Raw genomic sequence first — 12,885 nt, forward strand, 5'->3', positions numbered from 1 at the left:
GGCCGGGCGTACGCCGCGTCAGCGTTCGCGACGGAGGAACTCGCGGGCGCCGCGCAGGTGCGTGCGCAAGGTGCGCTGCGTGCGCGTGCTGTCCAGGCGGACGTCCAGCGGCCCGGGGGGACCGGAGTCGGCGCGGCGGCCGGTGGTCAGCAGGGCAGCGTCCAGTTGGTCGCGGTCGGCGATCAGGACACCGAGCTCATGGCGGCTGACCGCATCCGGTCCTGCGACGTGGCACACGCCCGCGTGATCGGATACGGCCAGCTCAAGAAGGGCCCGGGCGAGGTCGGCGACATGAACGGGGCACCGGATGTCGTCGGTGAACAGCACGCCGCTTCGTCGCCCGGCGGCCAGATCGTGGACGAACGCCTCATGCGCGGAGCCGCCGTCGCCGACGATCAGCGAGGTACGAGCGATAACGGCGGCCGGGGCGAACAGGCGGATCGCCGTTTCGGCCGCGGCCTTCGCGGCCCCGTAGGGGGTGATGGGATCCGGCGTGGCGGACTCGTCGTAGCGGACGCGGGCGCCGGAGAAGACGGCGTCACTGGACACCTGCACCAGCTGGGATCCGTGCCGCGTGGCAGCCATCGCCAGGCAGATCGCACCGTCGGCCGTGGTGGCCCAGTCGGTCTGTCTGTACGCCGCGTTGATGACCACGTCCGGCCGGGTCTCCGCGAGCACCGAGGTGATCTCCTCGCTGCGACGCAGGTCCATGGGCAGCCAGCGGACTCCTGGGATGTCGCCGGCACGCGTCGCGAACGTCGCTGTCACGGTGTGCCCGGCTGCCCATGCCTGCTGAGCCACCTCACGGCCCAGGAAGCCGCTGCCGCCCACGATCAGGATCTTCATGATCCGCCACTTTAGGCGACACTGGGCGGCTTCCGCCTAGGCAGTGGGACCGAGGTCGCCCTCGATGGTGGTCCGGATGATCGGGGGCTGGCCCCACAGGGCGAGGAGTTCGCGGCAAGGGAACGGAGCCGCGGGAGCCCTGGCGCCCGCCGGCGCCGGCCTGGCGGCCGTTCGGACCGGCGGACGCGGCGACGTCACGCAGGGACGCCGAGCGGCGGGTGCTCGAGCACGCGGGGCTTGTACTCGACCAGCTGGATGCGGCCGTCGAAGGTGCGGTGCTCGATCATCTCGAGGGCAACGTCCGGATAGCCGTCGTAGATGCGTTCTTCGCCGGTGGCCCCGGTGATCACCGGGAACATCACGACCCGGAAGCGGTCGACGAGTCCCGCTCGTAGCAGGGACCGGCACAGGCGGAGGCTGCCGATCGTGCTGAGGAGCCCCGAGCCACTCGACTTCATGGCGCGGACCGTCTCGACGGCGTCGTCGCGGACGAGCGTGGAGTTGGCCCATGTCAGTGGCTCCTCGAGGGAGGAGGAGAACACCACCTTGGACGCTTGCGTGAGCTCGTCGACGGACGCCTCTTCCTCGGGCCTGAACTCGTCCTGGCTGGTCGGCACCTCGCCTGCGGCGAAGCCCGACATCAGGCGATAGGTGTTGGCTCCCATCAGGTAAGTAACCTCGGGCTGCTCGCCGAGCCATGCGAGGTACTCCGGGCCCTCGAGGCCCCAGAACCCGGGCCATCCCTCTCCTGATGCGTGACCGTCGAGGGAGGTGATGAAGTCGACGAGAAGCTCCGACATGGCGGTGTCCTTTCCTGGGGTGTCACGAGCTTGGACCGGCCGGGAGCCACAAACTCATCGGCCGCGCCGTGGAGGATCGAGAAAACCCATGCCGCTGCACAGTCACAACCTCCCGAAAGAATCACCCGCGTCGCAGCTGCGCCGCAATTCGAACACGTGCTTGAATTACGGGGTGATCTACTCCTTCCCCCACGACCTCCTGCAGGCTCAGCGCGAGTGGTACGCCGTGTACGGACAGCTCGCCGATCGCACCACCAGCAGTACCGCCGCGCAAACGACGGCGCTGCGCCGCCGGCTGCACCGGCTGTCCGTTCAGGTGTCGACGCATCCGTACTGGGAGGCGCATACGGGACGGGCGCCGGCGGCGCGTATGGCGCTGCGGGAGCTGGCTCGCTCGTAGGGCATCGCGCGGACGGTCCGACGGATCGGAAATCCGGTTCCCCAGGCGCACGTTGATTCACTACACTCACGATTCATCGCGCGCTGCCACGTCATCGTCATCGCGGCGCGCTCCGTGACGAGTGAGGGGAGACCGGTCGTGCGTTACCGCACCGCTGTCGTCGTTCCCCCGTCGCGGTACGAGGTGATCCTGGTGTCTTCGTGCCCCCAGTGCCGGCTGCGCGGCTGCCACTGGACGTCCGTGACGAACGCCTGACCTCTGTACTGATCCGCACACCGACTCCCGCTCTACGGGTGCGGTGTGTCGCGTCGCGTCGCAAGAGGCTGTTCGCGTTCGTCCGGAATCGCGCCGACCCGTTTCAAGGATCACCCCGAAAGGCCATGGGCCGTGCGTACCGACCGTCACCGTCAACCCGTCAATCCGCTGACCGCCGTCCGCAACCTGGGCATCCTCGCCCACGTCGACGCCGGGAAGACCACCGTCACCGAACGGATCCTGTACTTCACCGGCGCCACCCACAAGCGGGGCGAGGTGCATGACGGGACGACCGTCACCGACTTCGACTCCCAGGAGCGCGACCGGGGCATCACAATCTTCGCCGCCGCGGTGAGTTGTACGTGGGACGGGCACCGGATCAACCTGATCGACACGCCCGGCCACGTGGACTTCTCCGACGAGGTGGAGCGCTCGCTGCGCGTGCTCGACGGCGCGGTCGCGGTGTTCGACGCCGTCGCGGGCGTCGAGCCGCAGAGCGAGTCGGTGTGGCGCCAGGCCGACCGGCACGGCGTGCCGCGGATCGCGTTCGTCAACAAGCTGGACCGTACCGGCGCCGACCTCGACGCGGCCGTCGAGTCGATCCGGGAGCGGCTGCATCCGGCTCCGCTGGTGGTCCAGCTGCCGATCGGGAAGGAGGACGGGTTCACCGGAGTGGTGGATCTGCTGCGCATGCGGGCGCTGGCCTGGGACGGCGACGGTGACACGTTCGTGGAGGGTCCGGTTCCGGACGCCCTGCTCGAAGAGGCGCACCGGCGCCGCCGGTTGCTGGAGGAGGCGGTCGCGGAGCTCCACCCGCTCGCGCTGGAGGAGTTCTGCGCCGAGGCGACGATCTCCGCGCCGACACTCACCGCGGCACTGCGCGACCTGACCCGTACCGGTGAGGGCGTCGTCGTGCTGTGCGGCGCCGCCTACCGCGACCGCGGGATCGAGCCGCTGCTCGACGCCGTGGGGGCCTATCTGCCCTCGCCGCTGGACGTTCCGGCGGTGCGCGGCACCGTGCGCGGTACGGAGGAGGAGCGGGCCGCCGATCCGTCGGCGCCGTTCGCGGCGCTGGTGTTCAAGGTGACGTCGACGTCCACCGGGCGACTGACCTATCTGCGGGTGTATTCGGGAACGATCCGGAAGGGAGAGACGGTGATGGACGTGGGCGCACGGCGCTCCGAGCGGATCAGCCGCATCCTCCGGGTGCAGGCCGACCGGCACGCGGAGATGGACCAGGCCGTCGCCGGAGACATCGTCGCGGTGATCGGGCCGAAGGCCGCCCGTGCCGGGGCCACCCTGTGCGTGCCCGAGGCCCCGCTGGTCCTCGAACCGCCGACGACGGCCGATCCGGTCGTCTCCGTGGCGGTCGAGGCCCGCAGGAGCACCGACACGGACCGGTTGGTGTCGGCGCTGGTCCGGCTGGTCGAGGAGGACCCCTCCCTGGTGGTCAGGACGGACACCGAGACGGGCCAGACGGTGCTGTCGGGCATGGGCGAGCTGCATCTGGAGGTCGCGGTGGAGAAGATCCGCCGCGCCCACGGTCTGGACGTCGGTGTCGGACGTCCGCAGGTCGCCTACCGCGAGACGGTCTCCCGCGGCGTGACCGGGCTGCTGTACCGGCACGTCAAGCAGGACGGGGGCGCCGGCCAGTTCGCCCACGTCGTCCTCGACGTGGAACCGCTGGAGGCCCCCGACGGCCTCGCCGACACCGGCGGTGGCGCGGTGGAGTTCGCGTTCCGGTCGGCGGTCGTCGGTGGACGGGTTCCGCAGGAGTACGTCCGTGCGGTGGAGGCGGGTTGCCGGGATGCCCTGATCGAGGGCCCCTCGGCGGCCATCCGGTCACCGGGGTGCGGGTCACCCTGACCGACGGAGCCACCCACTCCAAGGACTCCTCGGAGATGGCGTTCCGGACGGCCGGTCGGCTGGCGCTCCGGGAGGCCCTGCGCGCCAGTGCGATGGTGCTGCTCGAGCCGGTGGTCGAGGTCACGGTCACGGTGCCCGACGACGCCGTGGGCGGGGTGCTCGGCGATCTGGCCGCACGGCGTGGCCGGGTCTCCGGCTCGACGGCGCGGTCGGGCACGGCGGTGATCACCGCGGCCGTGCCGCTGGCCGAGCTGTTCGGCTACGCGACCCGGCTGCGCAGCCGGACGCAGGGCCGGGGGACGTTCACCACCCGGCCCACCGGCTACGCCCCGGCCCCCAGCTCGGTGGCCGCCGGATGAGCCGGCCGGCCACGGGCCCGTAGCCCGAAAGGCCCGGCCCCGCCCGCCCACGCGGGCGGGGCCGGCGTCGAGCCCGTCCGGCGCCGACGGGAAGTCTGCGCTACACCTCGACGACGGGCCCGTCGAGGAGCGCCAGCTCCTCCTCGGTCAGTCGCAGCGCGCCGGCGGCCACGTTGGCGGTGAGGTGGTCCGGATTGCCGGTGCCCGGGATGGCCAGCACATGCGGCCCCTGCTGCAGTGTCCAGGCGAGCCGGACCTGCGCGGGCGACACGTCGTGCGCGTCCGCGATGGCGCGTACCCGGGCGTCCTCCGCGCCGGTCGCGCCCGCCTCGCGCCCGTCCCCGGCGATCGCGAAGAACGGCACGAACGCGATCCCCTGCTCGCCGCACAGCCGCAGGAGTCCGTCGGCTCCCGGACGTCGCGCGTCGAGGCCGTAGCGGTTCTGCACGCAGACCACCGGCGCGATGGCCTGGGCCTCGGCGAGATGTTCGGCGGTGACGTTCGACAGGCCCAGGTGACGGATGAGACCGGCGTCGCGCAGGTCGGCGAGGGCCCCGAAGTGCTCGGCGACCGGGCCCGGCGCGTTCATCCGCAGGTTCACCACGTCGAGGTGGTCGCGCCCCAGCTGCCGCAGGTTCTCCTCCACCTGGCCGCGCAACCCCTCCGGCGCGGGCCAGGGCAGCCACTCCCCCGAGGCGTCCCGGCTCGGACCCACCTTGGTGACGATGACCAGATCGTCCGGGTACGGGGCCAGCGCCCGGTTGATCAGCTCGTTGGCGGAGCGCAGCGACGAGAAGTAGAACGCGGCGGTGTCGATGTGGTTCACGCCGAGTTCCAGCGCGCGCCGCAGCACCGTGAGCGACCGGTCGCGGTCGCTGGGGGTGCCGAGGTCGAAGGCGGCGCTGCCGGTCAGGCGCATGGCGCCCAGGCCGATCCGGTTGACCGTCAGGTCACCGAGCTTCCAGATGCCTGCGGCGTCGGCGGTGATCGTCCGTGCGGGCAAGGGCGGTTCCTCTCCATGGATGTTCGGGATCGGATTATGGGGTCGCGATCGGGGCGTCCGGAAGGCGGGAGCGATGGGGTGATCATCACAGCCGGAGCGGGAACGATCAGCCGCGGAACGGGGTTGAGATGGGCAGCGGCAACGCCTCAGACAGCCCCCCTGCGGGCGCCCCGGTCGTGGGACCGCTCCGTGGGCGAGGGGATGAAGAGGCGAACGGCCGAGGTGCCCAGCCCTCCCGGTGCGGCCCAGTGGTGCTCCCCGGGTGACGGCACGGACGGCGGCGCCTGCGGCCCGGACGGCAGGCCGGTCCGGGGCACGGGCGCGTGCGGAACGCCGCTGTAGGGCAGGGCGCCGGGCAGGTCGGCGTCGTAGTAACGGCGTACGCCCCGGTGCCAGTTGAGGATGCCCGCGAGCCAGTCCTGCAGCTCCTTCATGTACGCGTCCATGGTCGCCCGGCCCTCGGCGTCCAGCGCGAAGTCGTCGTAGAGCACGGGGAGTTCGTGCTCCATGGCGTGCTGGAACTGGTCGAGCCGGGACGCCATCAGATCCGCGACGATGTTCAGTGCGGTCGGGTAGTCGCAGTCGAAGAAGTTCTCGACGACGAGGATGAGGTTGTGGATCTCCCCCTCGTACTGGATCTCCTTCTGGTACGAGAAGACGTCGTTGATCAGGAACCCGTAGTCGGAGACCGCGTTCTCGATCGCGCGCAGCGTCCCGCTCTCGTAGATGCCCGGCGGCAGCTTCTTGCCGTGCCGCATCCGGCACAGGGCCATGGTGAGGTCGGAGCCGAACGTCAGCCGGCGCATCTCCATGTAGTCGATGGGGTCGGGGATGCGGTTCTGGTGCTGGTTGTGGAGTTCCCACAGCCAGCTGTCCAGCATGACGTCGATGGTGCGCCGGAAGGCCAGGCGCTGGTCCAGGTCCATGGGCTCGGTGGTGCGGCCCCACAGGTCCGCGAGACCGCGCTCCATCGGGGTGACGGCCAGGGCGGCTCCGGCGGCCGGGTCGTCCACGGTGAGGCACGCCTTGAGGCGCTCGGTGCAGACCTTCGCACCGACGAGGTCGTGGGTACGGCCGAAGGCGAGCGGGTACAGGTCGTCGCCGTAGGTCCCCCAGGTCAGCCACTCCGCGCTGAGCTCCAGCTCCTCACGCGTGGCGTCCGGGTCGAGGCCGGCCGAGCAGAGGGCGAAGTCGTAGCCGGCGAGCTTGGCCTCGTCCCAGATATCGGCGAGCAGACCCATCCGGCCGGCCCACGCGATGGATTCCTTGCGCGCGTGATCGAGGTGGGGGCTGATCGTCAGGGGGAACGGCAGGTCGAAGTCCGGCAGGCGGGAGGGGCCGACCTCGCGGCGCGGCACGTTGCTGTGGCTGCGCAGCCGGGCCCGGGCGGGTCGGCCGAAGAGCGTCCTGATGTCCAGGACGGACGCGCCGACGGCTCCGCCGAACAGCGCGCCGGGAGCGGTGACCGCGCCCTCGTTCATGTAGCGGCTGGAGCGCAGATGCCACTCGTGGCCGCCGGACTGCCAGTCCTGCAGGCCCTTGACGTACGCGGCGACCGCCGCGCACTGGGCGGGATCGAGGCCCTTCTCGACGCAGAGTGCGGGGACTTCGGTCAGCGCGGTGTTCTCGAACTGCTGCAGCCGGGAGGTGAGCAGGTCGTTGACGGAATCGGCCGCCTCCTGCGTCGTGCAGCTCAGGAACCTCTCCAACACCAGCACGCCGTTGCTGAGTTCACCCTCGTCCTCCACCTCCCGCTGGTACGAGAAGAGGTCGTTGCGCAGGTGGACGCCGTCCGAGAAGGCGTCGGTGAGGACGCGCAGCGGACGGGTCCCCGCGACCGGGGGCGGCAGCTCCGCGGCCGCGGCGTACTCGATGATCCCCGCCGACCAGGGCGCCCCGCCGACCTTCCGCCGCATCTCGATGTATTCGACGGGGTTGGCGACCCGCCCCGTGTCGATGTTGGAGAGTTCCCACAGGGACTCGTTGAGCAGGTTGCGCGTCGACTCCGCGAAGCGCTCGCGCCAGCCGTACGACATGCTCGGCACGGTGCGCGCCCACAGGTCGGCGAGCCCGGCCTCCACCGGGTTCCGCGGCTCCGGGAAGCCGTCGGCCAGATCCATCGGCATGAACGCCGGCAGCCGGTCGAGGTACTCCTTGCCGCCCTCCCGGTCCGGCGTCCGTTTGAACAGCTCCAGGAAGTGGTCGTCGAAGAAGAACACCCACACGTACCAGTCGGTGACCAGTGCCAGGACGTCCGCGTCGCAGTCCGGGTGGGTGTACGAGCACAGCAGGGCGTAGTCGTGGGCGTCGAGGTCCTTCTGCTCCCAGATCCCCGAACCCTCCAACATGCCCATGCCCCGGGCCCACACCCTGGACTGCTCACGGGCCGCTTCCAGGTGCGGGTTGAGCCGGGCCGGGTACGGCATGTAGAACTCAGGCAGGTCAAACGGCTGCGTCACTGGGCCGTCCCTCCGATCGTCGTGCGCCGGTTGGTCCAGGCCCAGTCATGCCCATGGAGCCGTCGGCCATTCGGAGGTCGGCATCGGCTCACACGAAAGTATGACGTTCCGCCGAAACGCCTCGAACGTGCCGGCGGGTCTGCAATTGCGGGCCTCCGCCGTGCGCCGACACCGCCAGGGGCACCGCCCGCCGCTCGGGCCGGAAACACCGTGGCGCCCGTGTCGGAATTACCGCCATTGGTATAGACAACGACCACCGATTCGGTCCACTATGGGGGATATGCAGTAGGTGTGGGACCGATCCCCACGCCGGACCCGGCGAATCCGGAGAAGCAGCGCTCGGGTGACAAGGAGGCGATCATGTCCGCCGCGGACACGTACCGGGGTCGGGCGGGGACCGCCGTCTACCTGCGCTGTTACCCCTACGACCAGTGGCGGATGCCGGTCCACCTGCGCGCCCTGGAAGAGCACGCCCGCCGGCTCGGCCACCACGCCCCGGAGATATTCCTCGACAACGGCGTCTCGCACCGGGCCGCCCGGCCGCAGCTGACCCTGCTGCTCGCCCGGGTCGCGATGGGCGTCGTCGGCACCGTCCTCATACCCGGCCTCTGGGTGCTCTCCCTGGATGACCACACGGCCGACTCCGTCGCGCTGTTCCTCCGCGGACACGGAGCCGAGGTCGTCGAACTGCCGCACCACCGCGAACTCGCACTACAGTGAGGGCATGTCCGGTGAACTGGTGCCCGAGCACGGCGAACTGCGCGCGTCCCACGAAGACCGGGACCAGGTCGTGGAGCGACTGCGGGTCGCCGCGGGAGACGGCAGGCTGACCGCGGAAGAGCTGGACGAACGGCTCGAGGTGGCGCTGACCGCCCGCACCTACGGCGAACTCGAAGTGCTGCTCACCGATCTGCCGGCGGCAGGCCCGGGATGGGTCGGCGCCCCCGTTCCCGCCCCGAAGGACAGGTCGCGGATCGCGGTCGACAGCGCGAGCACGAAGCGTGAGGGCACGTGGGCGGTGCCCCGCCAGATGGAGATCGAGTCCGACAGCGGCTCCGTCGTCCTCGACTTCACCAGTGCCGTCATAGCCTCGCCCACCCTGGAGATCGAGGCGTCGGTGCGCAGCGGTTCGGTGACCCTGATCGTGCCGCCGGACGTCTTCGTGGACGTCGACGAGGTGGCGGTGAGCAGCGGCAGCGTGCGTCATCGGGCCCGGGTGGACCCCGGGACGCCGATCCGGCTGCGGATCCACGTGACGGGCAAGGTCCGCAGCGGCAGCCTCACGGTGCGACCGCCCAGGCCGCCGCGCCGTGGCTTCCTGCGGTGGCTGCTGCGCCGACCCCCGCATCTGACGTCGCTGCCCCGCTGACCCCGAGGCCACGGGCAGCCCGGAAGGACGGCGGCTGCGGACTACGGGTCCGCCTGTGACGCGCTGTCCGCGGGAGGCAGGTCCTGTTCGGCCCAGATCGTCTTGCCGGTGGGCGTGTAGCGCGTTCCCCAGTGCTCGGTCATCTGCGCGATGAGGAAGAGGCCGCGACCGCCTTCGTCGTCGCTCGCCGCGTGGCGCATGTGGGGCGAGGTGTGTCCCGAGTCGGAGACCTCGCAGATGAGGCTCTGATCACGGATGAGCCGCAGCTGGATGGGGCCGTCGGCGTAGCGGATGGCGTTGGTGACCAGCTCGCTGACAATCAGCTCGGTGGTGAACGACACGTCGTCCAGCCCCCATTCGCCGAGCTGCCCGGTGGCAGCGGCGCGGGCGCGGCCGACCATCACCGGATCGGGGGTCAGCTCCCACATGGCCACCCGGTACCTGTCGAGCCTGCGGGTCCGGACGAGGAGCAGGGCCGCGTCATCGTTCGACGGCCCGGGGAGCAGCGTCGAGACGGCCCGGTCGGCGAGCTCCTCCAGGGGACGCCGGTGGTCGGCGAGGATCTCGTCGAGCCGGTCGAGCCCGGCGTCGATGTCACGCTCGGAGGACTGGACGAGGCCGTTCGTGAACAGCGCGATGAGGCTGCCCGCGGGCAGCTGCAGGTCCGTGCTCTCGAAGGGCAGGCCGCCCAGCCCCAGCGGCGGGCCCGCGGGAAGGTCCGGATAGCTGACGATGCCGCTCTCCGCGTCGACCACGGCCGGCAACGGGTGGCCGGCGCGCGCCATGCTGCACTGCCCGGTCACCGGGTCGTACACCGCGTACAGGCACGTCGCGCCCAGGGCGTCGTCCTCCTCGGGGCCTCCGCCCTCCTCACCGCGGACCATGGCCCACTCCTTGGCGGACTGGCCGACCAGGTGGTCGAGACGCGTCAGGAGTTCGTCCGGGGCGAGGTCCAGCTGGGCGAGGACCCGGACGCTCGTGCGCAACCGTCCCATGGTGGCGGCGGCCCCCAGGCCGTGCCCGACCACGTCGCCGACCACCAGGCCGACACGGGTGCCCGACAGGGGAATGACGTCGAACCAGTCGCCGCCGACCCCCGCCCCGCTGTCGGCGGGCAGGTAGCGGTACGCCAGCTCGACGGCCGTCTGCGGCGGCAGGCTCTTGGGCAGCAGGCTCCGCTGCAGCCGGAGGGCGGCGTGGTGTTCACGGGTGAACCGGCGGGCGTTGTCGAAGCAGACCGCGGTGCGGGCGACGAGTTCGTCGGCGAGGTCCACCTCGCCCTCGTCGAAGAGGTCGGTGGGGCGCTCCCGGAAGAACGTGACGAGCCCGATCGGACTGCCTCCGGCGCGCAGCGGCACGGCGAGGCACGAACGGAACCGCGGCTCCCCGGCGTCGCGCGCCGGGTCGCCCGTCCCAGCACCCTGGAGGCCGTCCTCGGTGTCCTCGGGGCCGTGCAGGACCTTCCGGCCCAGGACCAGGCTGCGTGCCTGGGCCGATGACGGCGGGTAGCCGACCACCTGTCCCGCCGAGACGCCGGGCGGATTCCCCGCGGCCGACGGGCCCTGCTCCGCGCCCGCGGTTCCCCACATACGGACCAGACGCCGCCCGGGGGTGGTCCCCGGCGTGGACTGGTCCCCCTCCAGCACCGCCTCCAGCAGGTCGACGGTGATCGTGTCCGCGAACTGCGGGACGGCGACGTCGGCGAGCTCCCGCGCGGTGCGGCTCATGTCCAGGGTCGTGCCGATGCGCCCTCCGGCGCGCACGAGCAGCGCCAGCCGCTGCTGGGCCCGGTAGCGGTCGGTGATGTCCACCGACTCCTCGCACACGCCCAGCAGGGTGCCCTGATCGTCCTGCAGCCGGTAGTAGGAGCACGACCAGACGCGGTCCTCCTCCGGCTCGACGGGCGCGCGCCCGCCGTAGTGCAGATCGATGACGGGCTCGCCGCTCGCGAGCACCTTGCGCATGACCTGTTCCAGCGTGGGCGGGTACTCCGCGGAGAGGATCTCACCGCCCAGGAGCATCTCGTCCGGGGAGGCTCCGATGTACTGCGTGGTCCCCATCTCGCGGTGCAGCTCGGCGTTGATCCACACGACGCGCATGTCCTCGTTGTAGATCGCCAGGCCCACGGACGAGCGGGTGACGAGTCCCTGCAGCATGGCCTGCTGGGCCTCCCACCGGGACAGCTCCTCCGACTCGGCGGCCACGAGCATCCACGCGGGCCCCGACCCGTCGCTGGACACCGGAACCATCGTCGTGGCGATCCGCAGCGTGTCGCCGTCGCGGTGGCGCAGGTGCAGGACCACGCTGCGGGTGCTCGGGGGGTCCCCCAGCGGGCCGGGGTACCCGCCGGTGCCCGCGCGGCGTGCCAGCAGGTCGTCAGCGGGCCGCCCGAGGACGTCGCGCGGCTCGTAGCCGAGCAGCTCCTGGGCGGCCGGGCTCCACCCGAGGACCTTGCCGCGGGCGTCCAGCACGGCCGTGGCTGCTCGAGTGACGTCGAGGGGTCCACGGGAGTCCACCCCGTCAGCTCCGTCCATCGCATCGCACAGTTCCGCCTTGACCTTCATGGTGTGCCCGCGGCCCCGCCGCCACAACCGCTCCGGCACGCGCCGGGCCCACCGGCCCGGGCGGGCCCGGCCCGCCCCGCGCATCGGGACACCCGTATGGCGCAAGCGGGAGCCCCCTGGCGGCGCCTTCGGCAGGCCGGTGGGAACAACGGCGTGGACCGGCCCCGGAAGACCCTGGAACCAGCTTTCAGGCCTCGTCCTGGCCGACCCGCTCCGCCAGGAAGTCCTCCCAGGTCCGCTTGCCGACGACGGCGCCGTCGATCGACAGGTTCTCGGCGGCCCGGTACGCGCGGCCTGCCTTTCCGGGCATCCGCACCGGCATCAGCAGGCGGTGCCTGCCGCGCGCCCGCAGGTAGCCGCGGCTCAGATCCGCCATTCCGTAGACCTTCGGTCCCGCCAGGTCGGGCACCAGGCCGGCCGGCTCCCCGAGGGTCAGTTCTACCAGCCGGGCCGCGACCTCGCGCGCGTCGACCGGCTGGAACCGCAGTCCGCCCGGGACCGGTATCACCGGCAGCTTGCCCATCTTCTCCACCACCGTCAGGACCAGGTCGTGGAACTGGGCGGCCCGCAGCGTCGTCCACGGAATGCCCGACTCGGCGACGGCCCGCTCCGCGCCCAACTTGGCCCGGAAGTAGCCCAAGGGCATCTTGTCCGTGCCGATCACCGAGATGTGGACCACGTGTCGCACTCCGGCCCGCGAGGCCGCGTCCATCAGGTTCCGGGTCGCCTCGTCATCGCCCTTGGGCCCGCCGGCGAGGTGCAGGACGACGTCGACGCCGGCGACCGCGGCCTCGATCCCCTCGCCCTTGAGCAGATCGCCGCTCACGTACTCGACGCCGTCCGCGGACTCGCGGCCCTGCCGGCTGAGGACCCGCACGTCGCGCCCGGCCGCCCGCAGCAGCGGAACGACATGGCTACCCAGGGTGCCCGTACCACCGGTGACCAGGATGGTTGACGTCATGGC

General features: G+C 71.5%; 9 protein-coding genes and 1 pseudogene. 4 read left to right on the top strand and 6 right to left on the bottom strand.

Annotation, left to right across the window (positions count from 1 at the left end; genetic code table 11):
* Window positions 1-18 precede the first annotated feature (18 nt).
* Both O3X23_RS27235 and O3X23_RS27240 read right to left on the bottom strand, forming a co-directional pair.
* Window positions 19-846, bottom strand: a complete 828-nt coding sequence (locus O3X23_RS27235) for an SDR family oxidoreductase (RefSeq protein ID WP_269274214.1) — start codon at window positions 844-846, stop codon at window positions 19-21.
* Between the two features lie 194 nt (window positions 847-1,040).
* Window positions 1,041-1,646, bottom strand: coding sequence for a dihydrofolate reductase family protein (locus tag O3X23_RS27240; RefSeq protein WP_269274215.1), 606 nt, complete (start codon window positions 1,644-1,646; stop codon window positions 1,041-1,043).
* 88 nt (window positions 1,647-1,734) lie between these two features.
* Between O3X23_RS27240 and O3X23_RS27245 the strand changes: the two genes are divergently transcribed.
* Together O3X23_RS27245 and fusA are read left to right on the top strand one after the other, a co-directional pair.
* Window positions 1,735-2,046, top strand: a complete 312-nt coding sequence (locus O3X23_RS27245) for a hypothetical protein (protein WP_331283955.1) — start codon at window positions 1,735-1,737, stop codon at window positions 2,044-2,046.
* A 387-nt stretch (window positions 2,047-2,433) separates the two neighbouring features.
* Window positions 2,434-4,526 (top strand): annotated as a pseudogene (gene fusA, locus O3X23_RS27250) (elongation factor G).
* Between the two features lie 100 nt (window positions 4,527-4,626).
* On the opposite strand, the gene O3X23_RS27255 reads toward fusA, so the two are convergent.
* Both O3X23_RS27255 and O3X23_RS27260 read right to left on the bottom strand, forming a co-directional pair.
* Entirely contained in the window at window positions 4,627-5,529 is a 903-nt protein-coding gene (locus O3X23_RS27255; protein ID WP_269274216.1) for an oxidoreductase, read from the bottom strand.
* Between the two features lie 146 nt (window positions 5,530-5,675).
* Window positions 5,676-7,988 (bottom strand): terpene synthase family protein, encoded by a 2,313-nt coding sequence (locus tag O3X23_RS27260; protein ID WP_269274217.1) that lies wholly within the window; start codon window positions 7,986-7,988, stop codon window positions 5,676-5,678.
* Between the two features lie 291 nt (window positions 7,989-8,279).
* Between O3X23_RS27260 and O3X23_RS27265 the strand changes: the two genes are divergently transcribed.
* Both O3X23_RS27265 and O3X23_RS27270 read left to right on the top strand, forming a co-directional pair.
* Window positions 8,280-8,708, top strand: a complete 429-nt coding sequence (locus O3X23_RS27265; RefSeq protein ID WP_269274218.1) for a hypothetical protein — start codon at window positions 8,280-8,282, stop codon at window positions 8,706-8,708.
* A gap of 4 nt (window positions 8,709-8,712) precedes the next feature.
* Window positions 8,713-9,357, top strand: coding sequence for a DUF1707 SHOCT-like domain-containing protein (locus tag O3X23_RS27270; protein ID WP_269274219.1), 645 nt, complete (start codon window positions 8,713-8,715; stop codon window positions 9,355-9,357).
* A gap of 41 nt (window positions 9,358-9,398) precedes the next feature.
* On the opposite strand, the gene O3X23_RS27275 is transcribed toward O3X23_RS27270, so the two are convergent.
* Both O3X23_RS27275 and O3X23_RS27280 read right to left on the bottom strand, forming a co-directional pair.
* Complete coding sequence (locus O3X23_RS27275; RefSeq protein ID WP_443047987.1) at window positions 9,399-11,873, bottom strand: SpoIIE family protein phosphatase; 2,475 nt, start codon at window positions 11,871-11,873, stop codon at window positions 9,399-9,401.
* A 235-nt stretch (window positions 11,874-12,108) separates the two neighbouring features.
* Window positions 12,109-12,882, bottom strand: coding sequence for an SDR family oxidoreductase (locus tag O3X23_RS27280; RefSeq protein WP_269274220.1), 774 nt, complete (start codon window positions 12,880-12,882; stop codon window positions 12,109-12,111).
* Window positions 12,883-12,885 lie beyond the last annotated feature (3 nt).

The organism is Streptomyces sp. H39-S7 (assembly GCF_027158205.1).
Classification (GTDB): domain Bacteria; phylum Actinomycetota; class Actinomycetes; order Streptomycetales; family Streptomycetaceae; genus Actinacidiphila.

Bases quoted from the DNA above. Each gene is read 5' to 3' on its own strand.
- O3X23_RS27235 (WP_269274214.1), bottom strand. From the start codon at position 846: ATGAAGATCCTGATCGTGGGCGGCAGCGGCTTCCTGGGCCGTGAGGTG.
- O3X23_RS27240 (WP_269274215.1), bottom strand. From the start codon at position 1,646: ATGTCGGAGCTTCTCGTCGACTTCATCACCTCCCTCGACGGTCACGCA.
- O3X23_RS27245 (WP_331283955.1), top strand. From the start codon at position 1,735: ATGCCGCTGCACAGTCACAACCTCCCGAAAGAATCACCCGCGTCGCAG.
- O3X23_RS27270 (WP_269274219.1), top strand. From the start codon at position 8,713: ATGTCCGGTGAACTGGTGCCCGAGCACGGCGAACTGCGCGCGTCCCAC.
- O3X23_RS27280 (WP_269274220.1), bottom strand. From the start codon at position 12,882: ATGACGTCAACCATCCTGGTCACCGGTGGTACGGGCACCCTGGGTAGC.